The following is a 26,503-nucleotide window of genomic DNA, read 5'->3' as shown; positions in this document are numbered from 1 at the left end:
CGGCAGACGTATGATCAACCGCTCGGGCGGCTCTGTCCGGGAACGTAAGATAAACTCGCTATAATGCATATACACTAAACTTCGGGCCGTTCGGCATACAGAAAAGGGCTAAAAACATTGGATTAATTAGCTTCAGTAAAGTAGATCGAGCTGCGAAGGTGGAGAAAGCACCACCAGCTTGCCTGAATTTTCTTTTCGGAAAACGATTTCATATCTGGCATGGCCTATTCCCATAACGTCATTATCCAGATCGGTATAGGCCACTCTGACGGCTTTGTTTTTAGCCCATGCGGGTAAAGCGGTTATCTGGTAGGTAAAATCAACGGTCACCGTGCCATCGTTATGATGATTGAGATCGGTTATCTTACTAACCTTAAAATTACCGTAGCAAAAGTCACCGGACTGGTTGAAAGCTTTTTGGCCGTATGTGGTCAGCCGCCAGTCTATTTTTCCGCCTGTAGTTTTTTTAGTAATCAGACCGGCCTCTTTTAACGCCTCCATTTTTGCATTTATCCAGCTATAGCCCTGCGTATTTGTAACGGCTGGCCAGGTTTTCTCGCCAAGACAAAGTGGCGGCTGGTTATCTAATGCCTGCTGTATCGCCGCTTTATAGTTATTATCATTCACGCCAGCGTTACTGGCATGACAAGATACAGTAAATAACGCTGCCGCCAGCATGATAATTGCTTTCATTTAAACTCATCCATATTAATATTTTTAAGCGCTTCGTCCACGTCGTTGAATTTTTCTTTGGTGATGTAGCTTCCCGCCAGGCTCCATTGAAACGCAGGGACGCCCGGATCGTTTTCCCCTTCCGTTATAACATAGCGATTTATCCTGACCAGGCCTGAGTTCAATACGTCGCTGCCATCATTATCAGTAGCGAATTTTTCAGCGCTAACTACAGAATATCCGTTGTGGTAAACGAGCAATCTGTAATCATATATTTTAACGCCAGAGGCGGAAAGCCTGATATCGGCCCATGTAAAACCGCTGGCCTGCGGGCAGGGAACGCTGTTGTAACCACCCTGCTTATTTTTTATAAAAACATTCATCGTCTGGCTGGGATGAGACGTGTTATTGTCATAATCCGCGATAAACAAAATATCTTTCAGACCATCGGCATTAATATCAATAACGTTCTGCCCGCTGTGTAAAGAAACGTATTCAGCCTGAGCGCTGGCGAATCCTGAAAAAAGCAGACCCATCAGTAAAAATTTATTTTTCACTGACGGCATTCCTGACCAGGCGAAAACCGATATCAGACATGACGAATTTTGCACTATGCGAGTCACAGCTTGCCAGGGAAGCAGAATGGGCAATATAGCTTCCTCCGCAAAAATAGTGCATGGCAACGCCTGCCGTCTCACTTTTGTCGTTTATCCATTCATAGACGTTACCGCTCATATCATAAATATCCGCATCATTTGGTTTTAACGAACTTACTTTGGCCGTGCCAAATTGCTGACTGTTAAACGGTGGATACCAGGCAACGCTGTCGGCTCTGTCACTGCCAGAAAAACGATTGCCATAGCGACCTTTGGCTACTGCTTTTTCTCCGCCTCGCGCGGCTACCTGCCATTCATTAATATCAGGTAAGCGATAACCGTCTGCGTGGCTGTCCTCATGCAGGTTGTCAGTCTCTTCAACATTATAGACAATAGCTCCTTTGTTCGTCAGATAGACGGGCTGCAAATGCTGTAACACGCTTAACGCATTGGCAAAGACAACGGCATCGCCCCATTCGATATTAGTTACCGGATGCTTTCCCTGTTCGTAATCAGGCTCGCGACAATCTTCATAAATAGCGCCATTGCAGCCGGGGTTAAACAAATAGTTATTATTCTGCCCCCACGCATAGATCTGTTGATAAAGCGCGTAGCTAACCTCGGTTTGCATGATGTAAAAGCTTTTTATTTTTGCATTGGCATGCTGTGCATAGTCGTGTTTGCCAAAAGCGTCGCCTACGTAATAATCACCGCCCTTTATTAAAACTTCAGAGATATCGGGTTGAGCAAAAACCTTATAAGAAAAGAAGCATAGAAAGATGATGAGATTTCTTGCCAGGATGTTCATTGAGCCTCGACATATCAGAAGATAGTTACAGGATGTTTTTAAAATCAGTATAGGGACATTCCCACAATAACCGAACTGGTCTTTAAAAGGAAGGTTATGCGCTTACCTGCCCTTCCTGAAAAATAATGAGACGCTGTATCATTTTTTTTGCGTAGTGATTTATCATGCGCTAATTTATAAACAGGCAATGCGTGGTTTGTCGGCATAAGTCAGCTTTAGTTTTCAGCCCACATCTATATTATCTTTTCTTGTTGGACTGCGCTTTTATCCGACGTTATTTTTCCTGAGCGTTTGCCGCTACACTATTTTCCTTTTTAAATGGACGGCAAGGTAGCGGCTTATCTGAAGGGGCACAGAAATGTCTCCTGGCGTTCACTTTTGCCATAGGAGGGTAAGAGTGGTGCTTAGGGATAAAAATGGCGGATGCGTATCATTCCCTGATTTTAAACTGCCTGTACGGCAGTGAACACTGAGCGCTTTAAAAGCTGCGTAACCGAAATTTTCTAAGCTGCCTGTGCGGCAGTGAACTGCGGCATCGCGCTGCACGACTGGCGCTACGTTTTCTAAGCTGCCTGTGCGGCAGTGAACCCCCAGCTCCATCAGTACCGCAATAACCTGGCTTTCTAAGCTGCCTGTACGGCAGTGAACCTGGCTACTTCCTCTTTTTCGCCCTCGTTTGATTTCTAAGCTGCCTGTACGGCAGTGAACGCTCATGATTTCAGCATCCAGGCCCTGCGGCATTTCTAAGCTGCCTGTGCGGCAGTGAACAACGACCTGTTTTTCAGCCGCGTTTCGCAATGTTTCTAAGCTGCCTGTACGGCAGTGAACACCATAGAAAATGTGCCAGGCGTGCTGCGTGTGTTTCTAAGCTGCCTGTACGGCAGTGAACCCCAGCGGCGCGAACACTTCCGGCGTGCTGCTTTTCTAAGCTGCCTGTGCGGCAGTGAACTCATGCGGCTGCCGCTCGTTAAAAAATGGCTTTTTCTAAGCTGCCTGTGCGGCAGTGAACTATTTAACTGAACACCCTGTTAGTTGCGCTCATTTCTAAGCTGCCTGTGCGGCAGTGAACATTGCTACTAACGACACGTTTTATGCTCGCCTTTTCTAAGCTGCCTGTACGGCAGTGAACACCACGGATGCGCCAGTGGCAACCGGTACGCATTTCTAAGCTGCCTGTGCGGCAGTGAACAGTAACGCTTTCAGTTTAACATCATGTATTGCAGGGAAAATTGACCTATCTCGGGTAAAAACCCTTTTTTTAGCCCTTCATTAAAACCACTTAAAATCAATAGATTAAATAACCACTCTAAAAAAGGGTTTCAAAGAACCTGCCTGATTCCTTCATACGATCCTCTGATTTACGCCCATAAAAAATCCGGGACTGAAAACAGCCCCGGACTTTTATTTACCGCGAAAGCGCTATTCGGCTCTGAATAACGCTTATTGAGGATTTAAACCGCAGTCTGGAAAATCACGCCGTCGGCTTTCTCCGTATACTGGCTCAGCTGATCGAAGTTCAGATAGCGATAAGTATCCACCGCCGTCTTATCAACCTGCGCCATAAACTGCTGATATTCGTCCGGCGTTGGCAGTTTGCCCAACAGCGAAGCGACCGCAGCCAGCTCTGCTGAAGCCAGATAAACGTTCGCGCCGGTGCCCAGGCGGTTCGGGAAGTTACGGGTTGAGGTGGAAACCACCGTCGCACCGTCCGCCACGCGTGCCTGGTTACCCATGCACAGTGAACAGCCAGGGATTTCGATACGCGCGCCGCTCTTGCCAAAGACGCTGTAGTAACCCTCTTCCGTCAGCTGCGCCGCATCCATCTTGGTTGGCGGAGCCACCCACAGGCGCGTTGGCAGCTGGCCTTTATGACTGTCCAGCAGCTTACCGGCGGCACGGAAGTGACCGATGTTGGTCATACAGGAACCGATAAAGACCTCGTCAATCTTCTCGCCCTGCACGTCCGACAGCAGGCGAGCATCATCCGGATCGTTTGGCGCGCACAGGATTGGCTCTTTGATTTCAGCCAGATCGATTTCGATAACCGCCGCGTATTCCGCATCCGCATCGCCTTCCAGCAGCTGCGGATCCGCCAGCCATTTTTCCATTCCCTGAATACGACGTTCCAGCGTGCGGCGATCGCCGTAGCCTTCCGCAATCATCCACTTCAGCAGCACGATATTGGAGTTGAGGTATTCAATAATAGGATCTTTGCCCAGCTTGATCGTACAGCCAGCCGCAGAACGCTCGGCGGACGCATCGGACAGCTCAAACGCCTGTTCGACTTTCAGATCCGGCAGGCCTTCGATTTCCAGGATGCGGCCGGAGAAGATGTTTTTCTTGCCCTTCTTCTCAACGGTCAGCAGGCCCTGCTTGATGGCATACAGCGGAATGGCGTGAACCAAATCGCGCAGCGTAATGCCCGGCTCCATTTTGCCCTTGAAGCGCACCAGCACGGACTCTGGCATATCCAGAGGCATCACGCCGGTTGCCGCCGCAAACGCCACCAGCCCGGAACCGGCCGGGAAAGAGATGCCGATTGGGAAACGGGTGTGCGAATCGCCGCCTGTTCCTACGGTATCCGGCAGCAGCATACGGTTCAGCCAGCTGTGGATAATGCCGTCGCCCGGACGCAGCGATACGCCGCCACGGTTCATAATAAAGTCCGGCAGCGTGTGGTGCGTAGAGACGTCAACCGGCTTAGGATAGGCTGCCGTGTGGCAGAAAGACTGCATCACCAGATCGGCAGAGAAGCCCAGGCAGGCCAGGTCTTTCAGCTCGTCACGGGTCATTGGGCCGGTGGTGTCCTGCGAACCCACGGAAGTCATTTTTGGTTCGCAGTATGCGCCCGGACGCACGCCTTCCGTACCACAGGCGCGGCCAACCATTTTCTGCGCCAGCGAGTAGCCGCGCGTGCTTGCCGCCACGTCTTTCGCCTGACGGAACACGTCGCTTTGCGGCAGGCCCAGCGCTTCACGAGCTTTAGTCGTCAGACCGCGACCGATGATCAGCGGGATACGACCACCCGCACGAACTTCATCGAGTAGAACGTCAGTTTTCAGCGCAAAGTTAGCTAACACTTCGCCCGTCTCGTGGTTACGGACTTCGCCTTTATAAGGATAGATGTCGATAACATCGCCCATATGCAGGTTTTGCACATCCACTTCAATTGGCAGCGCGCCAGCATCTTCCATCGTGTTGAAGAAGATTGGCGCAATGTTGTTACCCAGCACCACGCCGCCGCCTTTTTTGTTCGGCACGTAAGGGATGTCGTCGCCCATAAACCACAGCACCGAGTTGGTGGCGGATTTACGGGAAGAACCGGTGCCGACTACGTCGCCGACATAAGCCAGCGGGAAGCCTTTGGCCTGAAGCGCCTCGATCTGTTTGATCGGGCCAACGGCACCAGGCTGATCCGGCTCGATGCCTTCGCGGGCATTCTTCAACATCGCCAGCGCGTGCAGAGGGATATCCGGGCGTGACCAGGCATCAGGTGCAGGAGAAAGATCGTCGGTATTGGTTTCGCCGGTGACCTTAAACACGGTGACGGTGATTTTTTCCGCCAGCTCCGGACGGGAAAGATACCATTCGGCATCTGCCCAGGATTGCAGGATCTGTTTTGCGTGTGGGTTGCCGGCTTTGGCTTTTTCTTCTACGTCGTAGAAGCTGTCGAACATCAGCAGCGTGTGGGACAAGGCTTTAGCGGCAATCGGCGCCAGCTTTTCGTCATCCAGCGCGTCAATCAGCGGATGGATGTTGTAGCCGCCCTGCATGGTGCCCAGCAGTTCAATCGCTTTTTCAGGAGTAACCAGAGGAGAGGTCGCTTCGCCTTTGGCGACAGCAGCCAGGAATCCGGCTTTTACATAGGCCGCTTCGTCAACGCCCGGCGGAACTCGATTAATCAACAGATCGGACAGGAATTCTTCTTCACCCGCTGGCGGGTTTTTCAGCAGTTCAACCAGCGCGGCCATTTGGGAAGCATCTAATGGTTTAGGAACGATCCCTTCGGCAGCACGCTCGGCAACGTGCTTACGGTATTCTTCTAGCACGACGTTCTCCTCGCTCACAGTGTAATGACCGGGCGCCTTCAGGCTTATCGCAAATGCTTTGCGCTCTTTTCTGTAGGGTAAGGTGCCCGGTTTCGCGAGGGCCAGCATAGCAGGATTTTGATGCGGTGTTAATCTGTTTACAAAAAAGCAACATCATTAACAGAGTGGATCAGGCACGGATTACTCGACCGGAAAGGCCTTTTAAGCGGCTTGCGGGGACGGCAACTGCACCGTGTTGCCTGGTTATCCGCACTTTTTGTATTGCGAGCGTGGCGGTGGATTAACTAGCCGTTATAGGGATAGCAGGACGGGATATTAATTGGGACGGCCGAGCTGCCTATACGGCAGTGAATAATAAAGGGAACGCCTGCGGCCCCTTGAGCCTACATTTCTAAGCTGTCTGTGCGGCAGTGAACGATCCAAATCAGCGGCGCGTGGTCGAATGTATTTTCTAAGCTGCCTGTGCGGCAGTGAACGAGATTGAATTGAACATTTTGAAACCCTCGTTTTTCTAAGCTGCCTGTGCGGCAGTGAACCCACTGAGCGGGCCGGTATGGCCTTGTCTTGATTTCTAAGCTGCCTGTGCGGCAGTGAACCTGTTCGCACTCTCTCCAGATCGAATTCCAGCTTTCTAAGCTGCCTGTGCGGCAGTGAACAGCCTGGTTACTGAAATCCAGGCACTGCTATCTTTCTAAGCTGCCTGTGCGGCAGTGAACTTGGAGCATGCCAGGCTGCGTACAGAACTGTTTTTCTAAGCTGCCTGTGCGGCAGTGAACGGCTCTTTCTATTGCGGTGAAGATGCAATTAATTTCTAAGCTGCCTGTACGGCAGTGAACAATAATATCCGGCGGGGTTCCCCGCCGGTTAATTTCTAAGCTGCCTGTACGGCAGTGAACGTGCTGCTGATGCCGTTAGCGGCGTGGTAGACTTTCTAAGCTGCCTGTACGGCAGTGAACACAGGTTTTTCTCTGCTGCAATAGATCTGTCATTTCTAAGCTGCCTGTACGGCAGTGAACAAGTCCTTTTTCTGGCATAGCCGTCTCCTTGATTTCTAAGCTGCCTGTACGGCAGTGAACAGTTGGCGATACAACATAACGCACTTATGTTAAAAGAATTTTGACCAAAACCCGATAAAACCCCTCTTTTTCATCCATTACTTAATCTCCTTATAAAACAGTCCGTTGAAATACCCCTCAAAAAAAGGGTTTCAGCGCCCTGCTTTAAACTCATCCGCGGCCTGCTACCCACTTTCGTGGCAAAAAACGCAGTTATAATCGGATAACCCTGCACACTATAAGTCTTGCATTTTTCATCAAAGGAATGGCGCTGCGCTGTTTTATTGAGTATTTGCAGGCGTTTAATCAGAAAAATGACGCGGAAAGGAGATAAAAAAACGGCCCCTTTCGGAGCCGCTTCGAATGCTTTTAGCGCTTACTTCTTCTTCGCTTTCGCATTTGGCAGATCGGTGATGCTGCCTTCGAAGATTTCCGCCGCCAGGCCTACCGACTCGTGCAGCGTCGGGTGAGCATGGATAGTCAGCGCGATATCTTCGGCGTCGCAGCCCATTTCGATAGCCAGACCGATTTCGCCCAGCAGCTCGCCGCCGTTGGTGCCGACAACGGCCCCGCCGATCACGCGATGCGTCTCTTTATCGAAAATCAGCTTGGTCATGCCGTCTGCGCAATCGGAAGCGATAGCACGGCCTGATGCCGCCCACGGGAAGGTCGCCGTCTCGTAGCTGATGCCCTTCTCTTTCGCTTCTTTCTCGGTCAGGCCAACCCAGGCAACTTCCGGCTCGGTATAGGCGATAGATGGGATCACTTTTGGATCGAAGTAGTGCTTCTTGCCGGAGATCACTTCCGCCGCTACGTGGCCTTCGTGCACGCCTTTATGCGCCAGCATTGGCTGACCAACGATGTCGCCGATAGCGAAAATGTGCGGCACGTTGGTACGCATCTGCTTATCGACACGGATAAAGCCGCGATCGTCCACTTCCACGCCCGCTTTACCGGCATCCAGACCTTTACCGTTCGGCACGCGGCCAATCGCCACCAGCACCGCGTCGTAACGCTGTGGTTCAGCAGGCGCTTTTTTGCCTTCCATCGTGACGTAGATACCATCTTCTTTGGCTTCTACCGCGGTCACTTTGGTTTCCAGCATCAGGTTGAACTGCTTCTCGATGCGCCTGGTGAAGACTTTCACCACGTCTTTATCGGCCGCAGGGATCACCTGATCGAACATCTCAACCACGTCAATCTGAGAACCCAGCGCGTGATAAACGGTACCCATTTCCAGGCCGATGATGCCGCCGCCCATGACCAGCATACGCTCAGGCACTTCTTTCAGCTCCAGCGCGGCGGTGGAATCCCACACACGTGGATCTTCATGCGGAATAAACGGCAGCTGAATAGGACGAGAACCGGCAGCGATAATCGCGTTATCGAAGTTGATAGTGGTGCCGCCGTTTTCGCCGTCAACGAACATAGTGTTCGCGCCGGTGAACTTAGCTTCGCCGGTGACCACTTTCACTTTACGGCCTTTCGCCATACCGGCCAGACCGCCGGTCAGCTGATTAATGACCTTCTCTTTCCAGGTACGGATTTTGTTGATGTCGGTTTGCGGCTTGCCGAACACCACGCCGTGTTCTTCCAGCGCTTTGGCTTCTTCAATGACTTTCGCCACGTGCAGCAGCGCTTTGGAAGGAATACAGCCCACGTTCAGGCAAACGCCGCCCAGGGTACTGTAACGCTCAACAATCACGGTCTCCAGACCTAAATCAGCAGCGCGAAATGCCGCAGAGTAACCTGCCGGACCTGCCCCAAGTACCACGACCTGAGTTTTAATTTCTGTACTCATCATGACCTCTTAGTTAACTGGCGGATATCCATCCACCGGTTCGTATTCAGGGCAAGAGTTTACAGAATTGTTAACAGAGTGCAAACAACCTGCCCCAAACCATCACAACTTGTCGACTAAAACAGCGAGAGTCGGCTATAAGAAGGCCGGCATAAGCCGGCCAGAGTACTTTTACATCACCAGTCGGCGAATATCGGCTAACAGATTGCCGACGATGGTGATAAAGCGGGCACCGTCAGCCCCGTCGATAACGCGGTGGTCGAAGGAAAGAGAGATTGGCATCATCAGACGCGGCACAAACTCTTTACCGTTCCAGACCGGCTCCATCGCGGATTTAGAGACGCCCAGGATAGCTACTTCCGGCGCGTTGACGATCGGCGCAAAGTGCGTGGTGCCAAGACCGCCAAGGCTGGAGATAGTGAAGCAGCCGCCCTGCATGTCGCTGGCCGTCAGCTTGCCGTCGCGCGCTTTTTTCGAGGTTGCCATCAGCTCGCGGGAAAGCTCGGTGATGCCTTTTTTATTCACGTCCTTAAAGACCGGAACCACCAGGCCGTTAGGCGTATCGACCGCCACGCCGATGTTGATATATTTTTTCAACGTCAGCTTCTGCGCGTCTTCAGAAAGCGAGCTGTTAAAGCGCGGCATCTGCTCCAGCGCGGCGGCAACGGCTTTCATAATGAACACAACCGGCGTGTATTTCACGTCCAGCTTGCGCTTCTCGGCTTCGGCGTTCTGCTGTTTACGGAACGCTTCCAGATCGGTGATATCGGTTTTGTCGAAGTGCGTAACGTGCGGGATCATCACCCAGTTACGGCTCAGGTTCGCGCCAGAGATTTTCTGGATGCGGCCCAGCTCGACTTCTTCGATTTCGCCGAACTTGCTGAAGTCCACTTTCGGCCACGGCAGCATGCCTGGCAGACCACCGCCGCTGGCGGCAGCCGCTGGCGCGGTCTCGGCGCGTTTCACCGCGTCTTTCACGTACGCCTGCACGTCTTCTTTCAGAATACGGCCTTTACGTCCCGTACCTTTTACCTTCGCCAGGTTAACGCCGAACTCGCGCGCCAGACGACGGATAACCGGCGTGGCGTGGACGTAGGCGTCGTTCTCGGAGAAGTCGCCTTTTGCTTCCGCTTTCGCTGGAGCCGGTGCCGCAGCAGGCGCCGCTTTGGCTTCCTGCGGAGCCGGAGCCGCTTCCTGTTTCGCTGCCGGAGCAGGCGCCGCGCCTTCCACTTCAAAGATCATAATCAGCGAGCCGGTGCTGACTTTGTCACCGGTCGCGATTTTGATCTCTTTTACCGTGCCGGCAAACGGCGCAGGCACTTCCATCGAGGCCTTGTCGCCTTCGACGGTGATCAGTGACTGCTCGGCTTCGACTTTGTCGCCAACCTTAACCATCACCTCGGTGACTTCAACTTCGTCGCCGCCGATGTCCGGCACCTGCACTTCTTTCGCGCCGCTGGTCGCCGCAGGCGCCGCTGCCGCTTCTTCTTTCATTGCTGGCTTCGGCGCTTCGGCCGGTGCTGCGCCTTCCGCTTCGAAGATCATAATCAGCGAGCCGGTGCTGACTTTGTCGCCGGTCGCGATTTTGATCTCTTTTACCGTGCCGGCAAACGGCGCAGGCACTTCCATTGAGGCCTTGTCGCCTTCGACGGTAATCAGCGACTGCTCGGCTTCGACTTTATCGCCAACCTTGACCAGGATCTCGGTGACTTCAACTTCATCACCACCGATGTCCGGCACGTTGACCTCTTTGCTTTCCGCTTTGGCAGCCGGCGCCGCTTCTTTCTTCTCTTCTTTTGCTTCCGCTTTGGCTGGCGCTGGCGCAGCCGCGTCGGCAGATTCAAAGATCATAATCAGCGAGCCGGTTTCCACTTTGTCGCCGGTAGAAATTTTAATTTCTTTGACCACGCCCGCTTCTGGCGAAGGCACTTCCATTGAGGCTTTGTCGCCTTCAACGACGATCAACGACTGCTCTGCTTCCACTTTGTCGCCGACCTTGACCAGGATCTCGGTGACTTCCACTTCGTCGGAACCGATGTCCGGTACTTTAATTTCGATAGCCATTACTCTTTACCTCTTATGCCAGACGCGGGTTGACTTTATCGGCATCGATATTGAATTTGGTGATGGCTTCCGCCACCACTTTCTTATCGATCTCGCCGCGTTTAGCCAGTTCGCCCAGCGCTGCAACCACCACGTAAGACGCGTCCACTTCGAAGTGGTGACGCAGATTTTCGCGGCTGTCGGAACGACCGAAACCATCCGTGCCCAGCACGCGATAGTCGCTGGCTGGAATATAGGTACGGATCTGCTCGGCGAACAGTTTCATATAGTCGGTTGAAGCCACGGCCGGTGCGTCGTGCATGATCTGCGCAACGTAAGGCACGCGAGGCGCTTCAGTTGGGTGCAGCATGTTCCAGCGCTCGCAGTCCTGACCGTCACGAGCCAGTTCGGTGAAGGAGGTCACGCTGTAAACATCGGAGCCAACGCCGTAGTCTTTCGCCAGGATCTGTGCCGCTTCACGAACGTGACGCAGGATAGAGCCTGAACCCAACAGCTGGACTTTACCTTTGCTGCCTTCTACCGTTTCCAGCTTGTAGATACCTTTACGGATACCTTCTTCTGCGCCCTGCGGCATCGCCGGCATGTGGTAGTTTTCGTTCAGCGTGGTGATGTAGTAGTAGATGTTTTCCTGCGCTTCGCCGTACATACGCACCAGACCGTCATGCATGATAACGGCGACTTCGTAAGCGTAAGCCGGATCGTAAGAGATGCAGTTAGGGATAGTCAGCGACTGAATGTGGCTGTGACCATCTTCATGCTGCAAGCCTTCGCCATTCAGCGTGGTACGACCGGAGGTGCCGCCAACCAGGAAGCCGCGCGCCTGCTGGTCGCCCGCCGCCCAGCACAGATCGCCGATACGCTGGAAGCCAAACATCGAGTAGTAGATGTAGAACGGGATCATCGGCAGGTTGTTGGTGCTGTAGGACGTTGCCGCCGCCAGCCAGGATGCGCCTGCGCCCAGTTCGTTGATGCCTTCCTGCAGGATCTGACCTTTCTCATCTTCTTTGTAGTAGGCAACCTGCTCACGGTCCTGCGGCGTGTACTGCTGGCCGTTCGGGCTGTAGATGCCGATCTGACGGAACAGGCCTTCCATACCAAAGGTACGCGCTTCGTCGGCGATGATCGGCACCAGACGATCTTTGATCGACTTGTTCTTCAGCATCACGTTCAGGGCACGCACAAAGGCGATGGTGGTGGAAATCTCTTTGTTCTGCTCATCCAGCAGCTGACGGAAGTCTTCCAGCGCAGGCATCTCCAGCTTCTCGCTGAAGTTAGGCTGACGCGTCGGCAGATAGCCGCCCAGCTTCTCGCGCTGGCCATGCAGATATTTGTACTCTTCCGACTCTTTGTCGAAGGTGACGTACGGCAGGCTTTCGATTTTGTCATCTTCTACCGGCACGTTGAAACGATCGCGGATGTAGCGTACGCCATCCATGTTCATTTTCTTCACCTGGTGAGCGATGTTCTTGCCTTCTGCCGTGTCGCCCATACCATAGCCTTTAATGGTATGCGCCAGGATCACCACAGGTTTGCCTTTGGTGTCCTGCGCTTTTTTCAGCGCCGCGTAGATTTTCTTCGGATCGTGGCCGCCACGGTTCAGCGCCCAAATCTCGTCATCGGTCATATCTTTGACCAGCTCGGCGGTCTCCGGATATTTACCAAAGAAGTGCTCGCGCACGTAGGCGCCATCGCGGGATTTAAAGGTCTGATAGTCGCCGTCAACGGTTTCATTCATCAGCTGGATCAGCTTGCCGCTGGTATCTTTGCGCAGCAGCTCGTCCCAGCGTCCGCCCCAGATAACCTTGATCACTTCCCAGCCTGCGCCGCCAAAGATGCCGCTCAGCTCGTTGATGATTTTGCCGTTGCCGGTTACCGGGCCGTCCAGGCGCTGCAGGTTACAGTTGATGATGAACACCAGGTTGTCCAGCTTCTCGCGGGTGGCGATGGTGATCGCGCCTTTGGATTCCGGCTCGTCCATCTCGCCATCGCCCAGGAAGGCGTAAACGGTCTGCTGTGAGGTATCTTTCAGGCCACGGTGCTCAAGATACTTGAGGAATTTCGCCTGGTAGATCGCGCCGATTGGGCCAAGACCCATCGAAACGGTCGGGAACTGCCAGAAATCCGGCATCAGTTTTGGATGCGGATAAGAAGAGAGGCCTTTGCCGTGCACTTCCTGACGGAAGTTGTTCATCTGCTCTTCGGTCAGGCGGCCTTCCAGGAAAGCACGCGCGTAAACGCCCGGCGAAATGTGGCCCTGGAAGTACACCAGGTCGCCGCCGTCTTTTTCGCTGCGCGCGCGGAAGAAGTGGTTAAAGCACACTTCATAAATGGTCGCCGAGGACTGGAAGGAAGACATATGGCCGCCCAGCTCCAGATCTTTCTTCGATGCACGCAGAACGGTCATGATGGCGTTCCAGCGGATGGCGGAACGGATACGACGTTCCAGCGAGGTATTACCCGGATAGTCAGGTTCGTCCTCAACGGCGATAGAGTTAATGTAGCTGCCGGCCCCAGTGCCCGCCGCTACCTTTACGCCGCCTTTGCGTGCTTCGCTCAATACCTGATCGATCAGGAACTGCGCGCGCTCCACGCCCTCTTCACGGATGACCGATTCGATCGCCTGTAGCCAGTCGCGAGTTTCAATCGGATCCACGTCATTGTGTAAACGTTCTGACATGGGGGTATTCCTTATCTGTGTCTAATACGTTGAATTGTCTGGAGCCTGTCTCTCTGTCCTCTGGCTCAGTGCAAAACACAGAGAGACAGGCCCTTCGTGGTTGTCGCGTTATGATTACGCGTTAATCCTTACGCTGCTGTAATCGGCGCAGGGAGCGCTCTCTTCGGCTCTGTTCCCGGCTTCTGTCCAGCAATATTTCCTCGATAAACGCCAGATGGCGGTGTGAGGCCTCGCGTGCCTTTTCGGGTTCGCGCGCCACAATCGCCTCGAAAATACTGGCGCGGTGACCGCTCACTTTCGCCAGCATTTCGCGGCGCGAGTAGAGCAATTCAAAATTCTGTCGGACGTTCTGTTGCAGCATCGGCCCCATTGAGCGTAGCAAATGCAGCAGCACCACATTATGAGCCGCCTCTGTGACAGCTATCTGATACTGCATGACCGCGTTGGCTTCGGCATCAAGGTCGCCGCTCTCCTGCGCGGTCTGGATTTGCAGATGGCAATCCCGGATACGTGCCAGATCTTCTTCCGTTCCTCGTAGCGCCGCATAGTAGGCCGCTATCCCTTCCAGCGCGTGGCGCGTTTCCAGCAGATCGAACTGCGATTCAGGGTGATCGGCCAGCAGTTCCACCAGCGGATCGCTCAGGCTTTGCCAGAGGTTAGTCTTTACAAAAGTGCCACCGCCCTGACGGCGCAGCAGCAGGCCTTTTGCTTCCAGACGCTGGATAGCTTCACGCAAAGAGGGACGGGAGACGTCGAACTGTTTAGCCAGCTCGCGTTCAGGGAGGAGCTTTTCACCGGGACGCAGCGTCCCTTCCATAATCAAGGACTCAAGCTGCTGCTCGATAGCATCGGATAGCTTTGGTTGGCGGATTTTGCTGTAGGCCATCATCCCTTCTTCGTGCCGTTTGCCCGAGTAAATTGGTCATACCAATTGCAAAAAGGAGCCCGTAAAGTAACAAAGTATTCACCTGATGTCTATATGGCAACGGCGCAAAACCAGACGCATGTCTCGTTTTACGGGCGCGAATTAATGCCTTATAACAGGTTAAACGCGTCAGAAAGAATGTTAAAAAAATTAACTTTTCTGAAGGAGACCAGGCAGTTAATGGCGCCCGATTAACGGCGTCATAAGTAAAATCGATTCGTCTTCAGGCATCCTTTATGACAAAAACAAACGTTGCCGAAACCTGTTTTTTTTGCAGCCGTCCCGGCTTAAACAGAAAGCGAGTGCATTACCCGGCGCTTATCATTATTCTTATCGCGAAAGTAGAGGCAGCCCCGCTTTTGCGGGGTTTCTTATGTAAACATTTAAGTACACCTATCGTAATAAAATGATGACAAAGGCTCGCCCTTAGTACAATAACGAGACCAAGAGGATCACTATGGAACAACAGCAGGGCGATATGCTGAAGCGCGGCCTGAAAAACCGCCATATTCAGCTAATTGCATTAGGCGGCGCCGTCGGCACCGGCCTTTTTCTGGGGATCGCACAAACCATTAAAATGGCGGGCCCGTCCGTCTTACTGGGCTACGCCATCGGCGGCTTTATCGCCTTTTTAATTATGCGCCAGCTGGGCGAAATGATCGTGGAAGAGCCGGTTGCCGGTTCTTTCAGCCATTTTGCCTATAAATACTGGGGCAACTTTGCCGGTTTCGCTTCCGGCTGGAACTACTGGGTGCTCTATATCCTGGTCGCGATGGCGGAACTGACCGCCGTCGGGCAGTATATTCAGGTCTGGTGGCCCGCGTTTCCTTCCTGGGCCGCCGCCGCCATCTTCTTTGTGCTGATTAACGCTATCAACCTGACCAGCGTAAAAATCTTTGGCGAAATGGAGTTCTGGCTAGCGATTGTGAAAGTGGTCGCCGTGGTGGCGATGATTGTGTTCGGCTGCTGGCTGCTGTTCAGCGGTCATGGCGGCCCGGATGCGAAGATCAGCAATATCTGGGCGATCGGCGGCTTTTTCCCGCACGGCGTGGGCGGACTGGTGATGGCGATGGCGATCATTATGTTCTCTTTCGGCGGCCTGGAGCTGGTAGGCATCACGGCGGCCGAAGCGGATGACCCGCAAAAAAGCATTCCGCAGGCCACCAACCAGGTGATCTGGCGTATCCTGATCTTTTATGTCGGCTCGATTATCGTGCTGCTTTCGCTTTATCCCTGGACAAAAGTTACCGCCAACAGCAGCCCGTTTGTGATGATTTTCCACGACCTGGGCGAAAGCCTGGCGGCGAACGTGCTGAACCTGGTGTTTTTAACGGCGGCGCTCTCCGTTTATAACAGCTGCGTCTATTCCAACAGCCGGATGCTTTACGGCCTGGCCCGTCAGGGCAACGGCCCGAAGGCGCTGCTGAAGGTTGACCGTCGCGGCGTGCCTTACGTGGCGCTGGCGCTCTCAGCCGCTACCACGGCGATTTGCGTGCTGGTGAACTATCTGATGCCGGGCGAGGCGCTGGGCCTGTTTATGGCGCTGGTGGTCTCCGCGCTGGTGATCAACTGGGCGATGATCAGCTACGCCCATCTGAAGTTCCGCCAGGCGAAAGCGCGCGAAGGCGTGCAGACTCGCTTCAAGGCGCTGCTCTATCCCGCCGGCAACTGGATTTGCCTGCTGTTTATGATCGGCATTCTGGTCATTATGGCGATGACGCCGGGCATGGCGATTTCCGTATGGCTTATTCCGCCGTGGATTATCGTGCTGGCCATTGGCTACGCGGTAAAAAACCGGCTGCAAAAAGCCTGATGGCCCGGGGCGCTTCGGCGCCCTTTTTACTGCGCGCTAATCCTCCAGCCTGCCTTACCTTTTATGGCCCTCACCGCGCGAATTGCCAGCTTACTCACACTTTTCCGGTTACAGCCGTTTTGTCCATCTCTGCAACCTTTTGCGCCAGCGCAAGATACTATTAAGCCAGTGATAATCTCTGCTTCATCCTGTGGGAGAGATTATCCATGAAGAGCGCGGCGCTTTCGGTAAAAGAGAAGATTGGCTATGGCATGGGAGACGCGGGCTGCAATATGATCGGCGGCGCGATCATGCTTTTCCTTAACTATTTTTATACGGATGTCTTTGGCCTTGCGCCCGCGCTGGTCGGCGTCCTGCTGCTTTCCGTGCGCGTGCTGGATGCGATTACCGACCCCATTATGGGCGCGCTGGCCGACAGAACGCAGAGCCGCTGGGGACGTTTTCGCCCCTGGCTGCTATGGATTTCCCTGCCCTATGTGCTGTTCAGCGTGCTGATGTTTACCACGCCGGACTGGAGCTATGACAATAAGGTTATCTATGCGTTTGCCACCTACTTTCTGATGTCGTTAACCTATACCGCTATCAATATTCCTTACTGCTCGCTTGGCGGCGTGATTACCAACGATCCCGGCGAACGCGTCTCCTGCCAGTCTTACCGCTTTGTGATGGTCGGCATCGCCACGCTGATCCTGTCGCTCTCCCTGCTGCCGATGGCGGAATGGTTCGGCGGCGACGACAAAGCGCGCGGCTACCAGATGGCGATGAGCGTGCTGGCCTTTATCGGCCTCTGCATGTTCCTTTTTTGCTTCGCCACGGTGCGTGAACGCATTCATCCTGCCGTACCGAGCAACAGCGATCTGAAATCCGATTTACGGGACGTGTGGAAAAACGACCAGTGGGTGCGCATCCTGCTGCTGACCTTTTGTAACGTCTGTCCCGGCTTTATCCGCATGGCGGCTACCATGTACTACGTCACCTGGGTCATGGGGCAAACGACCCATTTCGCCACGCTGTTTATCAGCCTGGGCGTAATAGGCATGATGCTGGGCAGCACGTTGGCCAAAGTGTTGACCGATCGCTGGTGCAAACTGAAAGTCTTCTTCTGGACCAATATCGTGCTGGCGCTATTCTCCTGCGGCTTCTATTTCCTGGATCCGCACGCTACGGTACTGATTGTGGTGATGTACTTCCTGCTGAATATTCTGCATCAGATCCCTTCGCCGCTGCACTGGTCGCTGATGGCGGACGTGGACGATTACGGCGAGTGGAAAACCGGCAAGCGCATTACCGGCATCAGCTTTTCAGGCAATCTGTTTTTCCTCAAGGTTGGCCTGGCCGTAGCAGGCGCGATGGTTGGCTTCCTGCTCTCTTTTTACGGCTACGACGCGGGCGCGAAAGCCCAGTCGCCGCTGGCCGTCAACGGCATCACGCTGCTGTTTACCATTATTCCGGGCGTCGGTTATCTGATTACCGCTGGCGTGGTCAGGCTGCTGAAGGTTGACCGACCAACGATGCAAAAAATCCAGCTGGATTTGGAACAGCGTCGCCATAATTTCCGCGAACTTAACGATTATCATCACGGCAAAGCGCCGGTTAAACCAGAAGGAACAGGAGCATGAGCAGTCACTGGCCCGTCCCCCTTATTGCACAGCGCGCCGATCCCTTTATTCTGCGCCATCGGCAGCATTACTATTTTATCGCCTCCGTACCTGAATACGATCGGCTTGAGCTGCGCCGCGCCGCGACCTTAGCCGATCTGGCGGCAGCCGAAGCCGTCGTGGTCTGGAAAAAACACGCCAGCGGCGAAATGAGCGAGCTGATTTGGGCGCCTGAACTGCATCTTATTGATAACGTCTGGGTCATCTATTTTGCCGCCGCGCCGTCCAGAGAAATCAAAGATGGGCTGTTCCAGCACCGCATGTTCGCTATCGCCTGTCATGACGACGATCCGCTTACCGGCGCCTGGCATGAATGCGGTCAGGTCGTGACGCCCATCGACAGTTTTGCGCTGGACGCGACCCACTTCGTGCATCAGGACAGAAACTGGTATCTGTGGGCGCAAAAAGATCCGGCGATCCCCGGCAACTCCAATCTCTATCTGGCCGAACTGGAAACGCCCTGGTCGCTGAAAAGCGCGCCGGTGATGCTGAGTCGGCCTGAGTTCGACTGGGAATGCGTGGGCTTCAGCGTCAACGAAGGGCCTGCGGTTATTCGTCACGGCAACCGCCTGTTCGTCAGCTATTCGGCCAGCGCGACGGATGAAAACTACTGTATGGGCCTGCTGTGGATCGACGTTGCTGCCGATCCGATGAAAGCGGAAAACTGGCAAAAATCCCCTCAGCCGGTCTTTAAAACCAGTTGGGAAAACCGCCAGTTCGGGCCGGGGCATAACAGCTTTACGGTAACGGAAAAGGGTGAGGACGTACTGGTTTATCATGCGAGAGACTACACGGAAATCGAAGGCGATCCGCTTTACGATCCCAACCGGCACACCTGCATTAAAACCTTTACCTGGGATAGCGACGGCATGCCGGTCTTTGGCGAACCGCCGGCGGCCGTGGATTAACAAAGCCGTTAATTTGATGCCGGGCGGGCGAGTTTATTGGCGCTGCGATCGGCAACCTGACGACTATCCCGGTTATTTCCCCTTTGGTATCCAAAGCAACCGGCTATATTGGAAAACGGATCGGTAGCTGGATTGGCAGCAGCGTGGGTAGTTTTATCGAGGGAGGGTTTGGCACCAACGACAGCGCGGCTGCCTGAGCAATAACCTGACAGCCAATAATCCGGCCTGCGGGCCGGATTACTCCTGCTATACCAGCGCGCCGTAAATAGTCAGCAGCGCCACCACTACCACGATCACCAGCGACACTTTCTTGGCCAGCGCAACGGCAATTCGCGGCGTTTGCACCTTGTCCGTATGCAGATCGCGCGCCAGCGAAAACTGCGCCAGTCGGGTCAGCACCTGATATTGCGAGGTATGCCGGTCGCCCAATGAGGCAAACCAGGCCGGCAGCGCGCGTTCGCCATGTCCCAATAAGGCATAGGCAACTCCCGCCAGTCTTACCGGGATCCAGTCAACGCAGTGCAGAATAGCATCCACGCCGGATTGCGACCGTTCCAGTGGCGTATAACGACGCGCCAGCCAGCTCTGCCACGCGCGCAGAAAAGCATATCCCACCAGCAGAACCGGTCCCCATGGGCCGCCCACGACAAACCAGAACAGCGGTGCCAGATAAAAGCGGTAGTTAATCCACAGCAGCGCATTTTGCAGTTCGCAGAGATATTCGCGCTCGTTACACTCCATCGGCAGGCCGTGGATTAGCGTCAGCTCTTCTGCCATGGCGCTGTGCGCGTCCGTATCGTTATGGCTGGCCGCTTTCAGATAGGCATGATAATGCAGCCTTACCGACCCCGCACCGATGCACAACAGCCCAACGGCAATCCAGAACAGCAGCTGTAAAACGCCGAAAAAAAGGCCCTTCAGCGCCAGTAAACAGAGTGCGACCACCGCCATCGCCGCCAGCGTCATCGCCAGCGTGCGCAGCAGCGAAAAGCGCCGCTGACGACGGAACAACCGGGCCAGATGGTGATCCAACTGCCAGTGCTCGCCCATTTTAAACAAGCGTTCCCAACCCAGAACCAATAACAAACTAAAAAGCGTCATGCCTGTTACTCCTGCTGTACAGCGGAGGGATCGTGCTCCAGCCCGCTCCGAAATCTTTCCCAGTCAAACGCCGGTCCGGGATCGGTTTTTCTTTCCGGCGCGATATCACTATGCCCGGTAATATTTTCGACTATTTGCGGATAGTGCTTTGCCAGTAAACGGGTCACCGCCTGCAAAGCCTGGTATTGCGCATCGGTATAGGGCAGCACATCGGTGCCTTCCAGCTCAATGCCAACAGAAAAATCATTGCAGGCCTCCCGTCCCTGATAGCAGGAAACGCCCGCATGCCAGGCGCGTAAATCAAAAGGCACGTACTGGATGATTTCACCATCGCGACGGATCAGGCAATGCGCGGAAACCCGCAGATGCGCGATATCCGCAAAGTAAGGATGGGCCCCGGCATCCAGCTGGCCGGTAAATAGCGCATCGATCCACGGGCCGCCGAACTCGCCCGGCGGCAGGCTGATATTATGAATAACCAGAAGCGTGGGCGTTTCGTTTTGCGGGCGCTGATTAAAATGCGGCGACGGCACCCGCTTCACGCCGGTCAGCCAGCCTGACTGCAACTGCATGGCCTGCTCTCCTTTTCTATAGATAACATCAGAGTAACATGAATCCCTGACGCGGGAAGCCCCGCCGCCGCAGAAACAGCTCGGGGAAGTTTCGTCGCTTTTTGCCCTGTCAGGCGGCAAAAAATCGGCTGCCCTGGCGCAGTAACCGACTCGCCAGCCGCAGGTAAAAAAGCTAGCATGGTTCTCTCTTCAATCCGCCCTTTTGGAGTTTGACCATGACAACCCGTCGCTACGATGCGGACAGCCGCCGTGCCGCGCTGTTGGAACGTATTAAGGATGATATTCCTCCTGCCGTCGCCCTGGCGATGCGAGAAGACCTGGGCGGCGAGATCGACGCCAGCCGGGATATTACCGCCAGCCTGTTACCAGAAGATGCCCGCTCTCATGCCGTAGTGATTACCCGTGAACCGGGTATTTTCTGCGGGAAACGCTGGGTCGAAGAAGTTTTTATCCAGCTTGGTAATAAGACGCAGATGATTTGGCACGTGGAGGATGGTGACGCGATCGTCGCCAACCAGCCGCTGTTTGAAGTAACCGGCCCTTCCTCGCTGATACTGACAGCGGAACGCACCGCGCTGAATTTTGTCCAGACGTTATCCGGCGTGGCGACCGAGGTCAGCCGCTATGTGGCTATGCTTGAAGGCACCAAAACGCAGCTGCTGGATACGAGAAAAACGCTGCCGGGACTGCGCACCGCGCTGAAGTATGCCGTGCTGTGCGGCGGCGGCGCTAACCACCGACTGGGCCTTTCCGACGCTTTCCTGATCAAGGAAAACCATATTATCGCCACCGGTTCAGTACGCCAGGCCGTGGAAAAGGCGTTTTGGCTGCATCCGGACGTGCCGGTGGAAGTTGAGGTTGAATCGCTGGACGAGCTTAGTCAGGCGATCGAGGCCGGGGCGGATATCATCATGCTGGATAACTTCAGCGTTGAGCAGATGCGGGAAGCGGTGCGCCTGACCAACGGCCGCGCGCTGCTGGAGGTTTCCGGCAACGTCACCGACGAGACGTTACGGACTTTCGCCGAAACGGGCGTGGATTACATCTCGGTCGGCGCGCTAACCAAGCACGTGCGGGCGTTGGATCTCTCCATGCGCTTTCGCCCCGCTGCCGCCCATTAATTTTACCTGTCATTTTAACGCCGTCTCCGGATGGCGTTTTCGCTCCCATCACTGAATTTTGCGAGCCGTCTTCCCGCCTTTTTGTCTGCTGATGTAATAGCGAAAGAATTCCTGCTGCCCTTCTTCGGAAACGTTTTTTTGCCGCTGGTTTGTGCTTTTTTTCAGCGGTACGTTGCTGACTCCTTAAACACATGGAAGTCAACATCATGAAAAATCAGCAGGGATTTACCCTGGTCGAACTAATGATAGTTATCGCTATCATCGCCATTCTCAGCGCTATCGGCCTGCCGGCTTACCAGAACTATCTGCAAAAAGCCGCGCTGACCGATATGCTGCAAACGGCGATGCCTTTTAAAACCGCCGTGGAACTGTGCGCCATCGAGCACGGCGGCGCGGAAAGCTGTAGCGCAGGCAGCAACGGCGTGCCGTCCGGGAAAGGGTCGCGCTATGTTGCCACTGTGGCCGTGCAGGGCGGCGCGCTGACGCTGACGGGCCAGGAAAGCCTGAACGGCCTGACGGTAACGATGAAACCGCAGTGGGACGGTGCCGAAGGCCAAATCGGCTGGCAGCGCACCTGCGCTACCCAGCAAACGGGACTGAAAGAAGCCTGTGAAAATATCTTCCGCTTTGACGATGACAGCGAGGTGGCGGAATGACAGCGTCTTCCTCTCTGCAGGCCGTCGAGGCCCTTTGTCAACGTCATCACGCCGTGGTGCTTTCGCTTACGCCGCAGCGGCTGCACATCGCGATGGCGACGCCGCCCTCGGCCGATATGATGGCGGCGCTGCGTTTTACCGCTCAGGGCGCGATTGAGATTGAGTACTGGCCACCGGCGCGACTGGAACAGTATCGACAGGATCGTCCGGCCGCATCGGAACCTGCGGCGGCACATAGCGAAACCACCATCCAGCGTATCGACAATCTGTTGGCGCTGGCGATACAGCAGCGCGCGTCCGATATCCACATCGAACCTCAGGCCGACGCGTTACGCATCCGTTTTCGGGTGGATGGCGTGCTGCAAAACGTGCCGACTTCGCCAGCCGACAACGCCGCGGCGCTGCTGGCAAGGCTGAAAATAGTCGCTAACCTGGATATCGCCGAACGCCGGATCCCGCAGGATGGCCAGTTCACGCTGGCACTGTTGGGAAAACCCGCTTCCTTTCGCCTCTCGACGCTGCCCACGCGCTGCGGTGAAAAAGCGGTTATCCGACTGCTGCAAACTGACACCCAGTCCGTGTCGCTGGAGAATCTCGGCATGTCGCCAGCGGCGCTGCGCTGCTTTCGCGAGGCGCTGGCGAGGCCGCAGGGGCTGATTCTGGTTACCGGCCCTACCGGCAGCGGGAAAACCTTTACCCTTTACAGCGGGCTGAGCTCGCTTAACACGCCGGGCCGCAACCTGTGCAGCGTGGAAGATCCCGTGGAAATCCCGCTGCCGGGCGTTAATCAAACCCAGGTACATCCTAAAACCGGACTTGATTTCAACCGCGTGCTACGCGCTCTTCTGCGTCAGGATCCCGACGTAATTATGATTGGCGAAATCCGCGATGCGGAAACGGCGGAAATCGCCATCAAGGCGGCGCAGACCGGCCATCTGGTTCTGTCGACTTTGCATACCAACTCCACGGCGGAAACGCTGACCCGGCTAAGGCAAATCGGCATTCCCGGCTACCAGCTTGCCTCCGCGCTAAAGCTGGTTATCGCCCAGCGTCTGGTACGCCGTCTCTGCCCGCACTGTCGCGAACCCGCCGAAGCGCTGGCCCATTTCCCTCAGGATCTCTGGCCGGGTACGGTGCAAAACTGGCGCGCCGTCGGCTGCGAACGCTGCTATTCCGGCTTTTATGGCAGGCTGGCGCTGTTCGAGCTGCTTCCCGTTAATGTGCGGCTGCAAAATGCTATCGCGACCGACAGCGCTCAGGAGGCGCTGCTGAAAATTACCCGGCAGCAAAATATAAACTCGCTGTTTGTAGAAGGACTACATAGCGTGAATAAAGGCGAAACCACGCTGGCAGAGCTGAATCGAATTGTCGGTAATGACGATGACTGATCCGCTGTTAGTGGAATGGCAGGCCATGGACAAAGAAGGCGCTTTTCATCAGGGAGCCTGTTTTTGCCGTGGCCGCCAGGAAGCAACAGAACGGCTCATGGCGCTCGACCTGCTGCCGCTAAAGGTTAGCAAAGGACGCCGCTATCACGCCGGCGACTGGAAATGGCAGCACAAGATTACCTTTTTCCGCGAGCTGGCTACGCTTTTGCAGGCAGGCATGACGCTTTCTGCCAGCCTGCGGCTGACGGCTGAAGGCCATGCCGATCCCGGCTGGCAGGTTTTACTCACGCAGATAGAGCAAAGCGTGTCGGAAGGCATACCCTTTTCACAGGCGCTGGCCGACTGGCCTGTAGTTTTCCCACCGCTCTACCCTGCCCTGATCGCGGTTGGCGAACTGACCGGCAGAATGGACGAATGCTGTCTGCGGCTGGCCGGTCAGCAGGAAAGAGAACAACAGCTGCAAAAGAAAGTAATGAAAGCGCTGCGCTACCCGCTGTTTGTGGTCGCCGTCGCGCTGCTGGTCAGCATCGGAATGCTGGTGTTCGTTTTGCCGGAGTTTGTAGCTATCTATCATTCCTTTAACGCGCCGCTACCGGCCTTTACCGCAGCCATAATCGCCCTTTCAGAGGGGCTACAGCGTTATGGCATGCTTATTTTGCCGCTGGCCTTCGGCGGCCTCGCTTACTGGCGCTGGCAAAGCCGCCGCCTGCCCGTCTGGCAGCGTAACGAGCAGCGATGTCTGTTACAGCTGCCGCTTATCGGCAGGCTTTATCGCGGCGGCCAGCTCAGCCGTATCTTTCTGACCCTGACGCTGACGCAGCAGGCTGGTCTGACGCTGTTGCAGGGGCTGCAGGCGGTAGAGAAAACGCTCGATCATCTGCTGTGGCGGGAGGCGATAGTCGCCCTGCAGCAGCATATCGCCGCCGGTAACCCGCTGTATCGGGCGCTGGCACAGCACGAGCTTTTCACGCCGCTGTGCTACCAGCTGATAAAAGTGGGCGAAGAGGCTGGCGCGCTGGACAGCCTGCTGCTGCGGCTGGGGGAATGGCATGAGGCCAGCACGCATGAGCTGGCGGATAATCTGGCCGCCGCGCTGGAACCGTTAATGATGATCGTTACCGGCGTGCTGGTCGGCACGCTGGTAGTCGCGATGTACTTGCCCATCTTTAACCTGGGCGATGCTTTGGGATAGTGACGGTTTTGACCAGGCGATGTATTCACACAGAGGACGTATTAAGACAGACAACGCTTTGAGACAGGAGACGCCTTGAGACAGACAACGCTTTAAGGCAGGCAATGTTTTGAAGCAGGTAACATTTTGGGACAGGCGACGCTTTAAGGCAGGCAAAGTGATGCCGTTCTACCAGGCAGGGTGTGAAAGCGACAGCGTAAAAACCTGCCGCTCAGCGCAAGCGGCAGGCCAGTTGCCGACTTTAACGGTTGAACACCCGGTTTTCCTGCTCCGCCACGCGGATAAAGGTCGTGCGCTTGGTCAGCTCTTTCAGCCGCTCAGCGCCAACGTAGGTACAGGCAGAGCGCAGGCCGCCAAGAATGTCTCGCGCCGTGTTGTCTACCGGGCCGCGAACGGGAAGCTTAACGGTTTTGCCTTCTGCCGCCCGATAGCCCGCCACGCCGCCAACGTGCCGGTTCATCGCAGATTCAGAACTCATGCCGTAAAACAGCATAAACTGCTCGCCGTCCTCTTCCACCAGCGTGCCTTCGCATTCATCATGCGCGGCCAGCATCCCGCCGAGCATCACAAAATCGGCGCCGCCGCCGAAGGCTTTCGCCACGTCGCCCGGTACCGAACAGCCGCCGTCGCTGACAATTTGACCGCCCAGCCCATGCGCCGCATCCGCACATTCAATTACGGCGGAAAGCTGCGGATAGCCTACGCCAGTTTTCACCCTTGTAGTACAGACGGATCCGGGGCCGATGCCCACCTTCACGATATCGGCACCGGAAAGGATAAGCTCCTCCACCATTTCGCCCGTCACTACGTTACCCGCACAGATAGTTTTATCCGGGCAGGCCTCGCGAGCGCGCTGTAAAAACTCGACAAAGTGTTCGGAGTAGCCGTTAGCAACGTCAATACAAATGAAATTTAACGCGGGCGACAGCGCGAGGATCTGCTGCATTTTAACGAAATCGGCATCGGAAGTGCCGGTAGAAACCATCACGTATTGCAGTACGCTTTCAGGTACGCGATCGATAAAGGCCTGCCATTGTGCCACGCTATAATGCTTGTGAACGGCGGTAAGGACCTGGAATGAGGCCAGCGCTTCCGCCATGCTGAAGGTGCCGACGGTATCCATATTGGCGGCAATGATCGGCACGCCTGACCAGGCGACGCCGGAGTGTTTGAAGGTGAACTGACGGTTCAGGTCAACCTGTGAACGACTCTTCAACGTGGAACGCTTGGGGCGGATCAGGACATCTTTAAAACCTAGCTTAATATCTTCTTCAATACGCATAAATCACTTCCTGGTTGATGGCGCAATCTGATGATTGGGTGCTGCTGCCAGCTCCAGTAGCCTTATCATACGCGCTAAAAACGCACGGACAAGACTGCGAAAACAGGTTTATTTAGGCTACAATCCCATAAATTTATCTGTGATTCTCTTATGTGATCTGCACCC

Annotated in this window: 18 protein-coding genes and 2 CRISPR repeat arrays; of the genes, 7 read left to right on the top strand and 11 right to left on the bottom strand. The window is 54.8% G+C overall.

Going from position 1 to position 26,503, the window contains the following annotated elements; genetic code table 11:
• Positions 1-132 precede the first annotated feature (132 nt).
• The 8 genes from ACVWZ0_RS05030 to pdhR all read right to left on the bottom strand — a co-directional run bounded on the left by ACVWZ0_RS05030 (position 133) and on the right by pdhR (position 14,608).
• Complete coding sequence (locus ACVWZ0_RS05030; protein ID WP_253455253.1) at positions 133-693, bottom strand: CpmK protein; 561 nt, start codon at positions 691-693, stop codon at positions 133-135.
• Positions 690-1,229 (bottom strand): carbapenem self-resistance protein CarG family protein, encoded by a 540-nt coding sequence (locus ACVWZ0_RS05025; RefSeq protein ID WP_253455254.1) that lies wholly within the window; start codon positions 1,227-1,229, stop codon positions 690-692. Before ACVWZ0_RS05025 ends, ACVWZ0_RS05030 begins: the two co-directional genes overlap by 4 nt.
• Positions 1,219-2,076 carry an SUMF1/EgtB/PvdO family nonheme iron enzyme gene (locus ACVWZ0_RS05020; protein WP_253455255.1) on the bottom strand — a complete coding sequence of 286 codons (858 nt, stop codon included), beginning with the start codon at positions 2,074-2,076 and terminating at the stop codon, positions 1,219-1,221. Before ACVWZ0_RS05020 ends, ACVWZ0_RS05025 begins: the two co-directional genes overlap by 11 nt.
• Before the next feature lie 440 nt (positions 2,077-2,516).
• Positions 2,517-3,265: a CRISPR direct-repeat array (repeat unit 28 nt; unit sequence TTTCTAAGCTGCCTGTACGGCAGTGAAC).
• A 262-nt stretch (positions 3,266-3,527) separates the two neighbouring features.
• Positions 3,528-6,125: a bifunctional aconitate hydratase 2/2-methylisocitrate dehydratase gene (acnB, locus tag ACVWZ0_RS05015; protein WP_253455256.1), complete on the bottom strand. Its 2,598-nt coding sequence runs from the start codon at positions 6,123-6,125 to the stop codon at positions 3,528-3,530.
• A gap of 388 nt (positions 6,126-6,513) precedes the next feature.
• A CRISPR array of direct repeats spans positions 6,514-7,201; the repeat unit is 28 nt; unit sequence TTTCTAAGCTGCCTGTACGGCAGTGAAC.
• A gap of 355 nt (positions 7,202-7,556) precedes the next feature.
• The gene (lpdA, locus tag ACVWZ0_RS05010; RefSeq protein WP_125289022.1) at positions 7,557-8,981 is read right to left on the bottom strand and encodes a dihydrolipoyl dehydrogenase; all 1,425 of its coding nucleotides are present in this window, start codon (positions 8,979-8,981) and stop codon (positions 7,557-7,559) included.
• 171 nt (positions 8,982-9,152) lie between these two features.
• On the bottom strand, positions 9,153-11,045 hold the full coding sequence (gene aceF, locus ACVWZ0_RS05005; protein ID WP_253455257.1) for a pyruvate dehydrogenase complex dihydrolipoyllysine-residue acetyltransferase: 1,893 nt from the start codon (positions 11,043-11,045) through the stop codon (positions 9,153-9,155).
• Between the two features lie 13 nt (positions 11,046-11,058).
• Entirely contained in the window at positions 11,059-13,722 is a 2,664-nt protein-coding gene (aceE, locus tag ACVWZ0_RS05000; RefSeq protein WP_253455258.1) for a pyruvate dehydrogenase (acetyl-transferring), homodimeric type, read from the bottom strand.
• Between the two features lie 121 nt (positions 13,723-13,843).
• Positions 13,844-14,608, bottom strand: coding sequence for a pyruvate dehydrogenase complex transcriptional repressor PdhR (gene pdhR, locus ACVWZ0_RS04995; RefSeq protein ID WP_253455259.1), 765 nt, complete (start codon positions 14,606-14,608; stop codon positions 13,844-13,846).
• Positions 14,609-15,104: 496 nt separating this feature from the next.
• Here pdhR and ACVWZ0_RS04990 point away from each other — a divergent pair, with 496 nt between their 5' ends.
• From ACVWZ0_RS04990 to ACVWZ0_RS04980, 3 genes are all read left to right on the top strand, one after another.
• Positions 15,105-16,460 carry an amino acid permease gene (locus ACVWZ0_RS04990; RefSeq protein ID WP_253455260.1) on the top strand — a complete coding sequence of 452 codons (1,356 nt, stop codon included), beginning with the start codon at positions 15,105-15,107 and terminating at the stop codon, positions 16,458-16,460.
• Positions 16,461-16,666: 206 nt separating this feature from the next.
• On the top strand, positions 16,667-18,079 hold the full coding sequence (locus ACVWZ0_RS04985) for a glycoside-pentoside-hexuronide (GPH):cation symporter (protein ID WP_253455261.1): 1,413 nt from the start codon (positions 16,667-16,669) through the stop codon (positions 18,077-18,079).
• A complete protein-coding gene (locus ACVWZ0_RS04980) occupies positions 18,076-19,026 on the top strand; it encodes a glycoside hydrolase family 43 protein (RefSeq protein ID WP_253455262.1) in 951 nt (316 codons plus the stop codon). Before ACVWZ0_RS04985 ends, ACVWZ0_RS04980 begins: the two co-directional genes overlap by 4 nt.
• 246 nt (positions 19,027-19,272) lie before the next feature.
• On the opposite strand, the gene ampE is transcribed toward ACVWZ0_RS04980, so the two are convergent.
• Both ampE and ampD read right to left on the bottom strand, forming a co-directional pair.
• Positions 19,273-20,127 (bottom strand): beta-lactamase regulator AmpE, encoded by an 855-nt coding sequence (gene ampE, locus ACVWZ0_RS04975; protein ID WP_253455263.1) that lies wholly within the window; start codon positions 20,125-20,127, stop codon positions 19,273-19,275.
• A gap of 5 nt (positions 20,128-20,132) precedes the next feature.
• A complete protein-coding gene (ampD, locus tag ACVWZ0_RS04970; protein ID WP_253455264.1) occupies positions 20,133-20,699 on the bottom strand; it encodes a 1,6-anhydro-N-acetylmuramyl-L-alanine amidase AmpD in 567 nt (188 codons plus the stop codon).
• Positions 20,700-20,914: 215 nt separating this feature from the next.
• On the opposite strand from ampD, the gene nadC reads away from it, so the two are divergent.
• The 4 genes from nadC to hofC all read left to right on the top strand — a co-directional run bounded on the left by nadC (position 20,915) and on the right by hofC (position 25,056).
• Positions 20,915-21,820 carry a carboxylating nicotinate-nucleotide diphosphorylase gene (nadC, locus tag ACVWZ0_RS04965; protein WP_253455265.1) on the top strand — a complete coding sequence of 302 codons (906 nt, stop codon included), beginning with the start codon at positions 20,915-20,917 and terminating at the stop codon, positions 21,818-21,820.
• Positions 21,821-22,026: 206 nt separating this feature from the next.
• Entirely contained in the window at positions 22,027-22,476 is a 450-nt protein-coding gene (gene ppdD, locus ACVWZ0_RS04960; RefSeq protein ID WP_253455266.1) for a prepilin peptidase-dependent pilin, read from the top strand.
• Positions 22,473-23,864 carry a type II secretion system protein GspE gene (gspE, locus tag ACVWZ0_RS04955; protein ID WP_253455267.1) on the top strand — a complete coding sequence of 464 codons (1,392 nt, stop codon included), beginning with the start codon at positions 22,473-22,475 and terminating at the stop codon, positions 23,862-23,864. The genes ppdD and gspE overlap by 4 nt, the downstream gene beginning before the upstream one ends.
• Positions 23,857-25,056 carry a protein transport protein HofC gene (gene hofC, locus ACVWZ0_RS04950; protein WP_253461114.1) on the top strand — a complete coding sequence of 400 codons (1,200 nt, stop codon included), beginning with the start codon at positions 23,857-23,859 and terminating at the stop codon, positions 25,054-25,056. Before gspE ends, hofC begins: the two co-directional genes overlap by 8 nt.
• A gap of 241 nt (positions 25,057-25,297) precedes the next feature.
• Here the strand turns inward: hofC and ACVWZ0_RS04945 are convergent, their stop codons facing one another.
• Positions 25,298-26,338, bottom strand: a complete 1,041-nt coding sequence (locus ACVWZ0_RS04945) for a GMP reductase (RefSeq protein WP_253455268.1) — start codon at positions 26,336-26,338, stop codon at positions 25,298-25,300.
• Between the last annotated feature and the right edge of the window lie 165 nt (positions 26,339-26,503).

It is taken from the genome of Erwinia sp. TECH1 (genome assembly GCF_054057575.1).
The sequence above is the reverse complement of the archived record's forward strand: the minus strand, read 5'-3'. Positions and strand labels throughout refer to the sequence as shown.

Excerpts from the sequence above, each read along its gene's own strand:
- ACVWZ0_RS05030 (WP_253455253.1), bottom strand. The coding sequence starts at position 693 with ATGAAAGCAATTATCATGCTGGCGGCAGCGTTATTTACTGTATCTTGT.
- ACVWZ0_RS05020 (WP_253455255.1), bottom strand. The coding sequence starts at position 2,076 with ATGAACATCCTGGCAAGAAATCTCATCATCTTTCTATGCTTCTTTTCT.
- lpdA (WP_125289022.1), bottom strand. The coding sequence starts at position 8,981 with ATGAGTACAGAAATTAAAACTCAGGTCGTGGTACTTGGGGCAGGTCCG.
- aceF (WP_253455257.1), bottom strand. The coding sequence starts at position 11,045 with ATGGCTATCGAAATTAAAGTACCGGACATCGGTTCCGACGAAGTGGAA.
- aceE (WP_253455258.1), bottom strand. The coding sequence starts at position 13,722 with ATGTCAGAACGTTTACACAATGACGTGGATCCGATTGAAACTCGCGAC.
- pdhR (WP_253455259.1), bottom strand. The coding sequence starts at position 14,608 with ATGGCCTACAGCAAAATCCGCCAACCAAAGCTATCCGATGCTATCGAG.
- ACVWZ0_RS04990 (WP_253455260.1), top strand. The coding sequence starts at position 15,105 with ATGGAACAACAGCAGGGCGATATGCTGAAGCGCGGCCTGAAAAACCGC.
- ACVWZ0_RS04985 (WP_253455261.1), top strand. The coding sequence starts at position 16,667 with ATGAAGAGCGCGGCGCTTTCGGTAAAAGAGAAGATTGGCTATGGCATG.
- ACVWZ0_RS04980 (WP_253455262.1), top strand. The coding sequence starts at position 18,076 with ATGAGCAGTCACTGGCCCGTCCCCCTTATTGCACAGCGCGCCGATCCC.
- ampE (WP_253455263.1), bottom strand. The coding sequence starts at position 20,127 with ATGACGCTTTTTAGTTTGTTATTGGTTCTGGGTTGGGAACGCTTGTTT.
- ampD (WP_253455264.1), bottom strand. The coding sequence starts at position 20,699 with ATGCAGTTGCAGTCAGGCTGGCTGACCGGCGTGAAGCGGGTGCCGTCG.
- nadC (WP_253455265.1), top strand. The coding sequence starts at position 20,915 with ATGACAACCCGTCGCTACGATGCGGACAGCCGCCGTGCCGCGCTGTTG.
- ppdD (WP_253455266.1), top strand. The coding sequence starts at position 22,027 with ATGAAAAATCAGCAGGGATTTACCCTGGTCGAACTAATGATAGTTATC.
- gspE (WP_253455267.1), top strand. The coding sequence starts at position 22,473 with ATGACAGCGTCTTCCTCTCTGCAGGCCGTCGAGGCCCTTTGTCAACGT.
- hofC (WP_253461114.1), top strand. The coding sequence starts at position 23,857 with ATGACTGATCCGCTGTTAGTGGAATGGCAGGCCATGGACAAAGAAGGC.
- ACVWZ0_RS04945 (WP_253455268.1), bottom strand. The coding sequence starts at position 26,338 with ATGCGTATTGAAGAAGATATTAAGCTAGGTTTTAAAGATGTCCTGATC.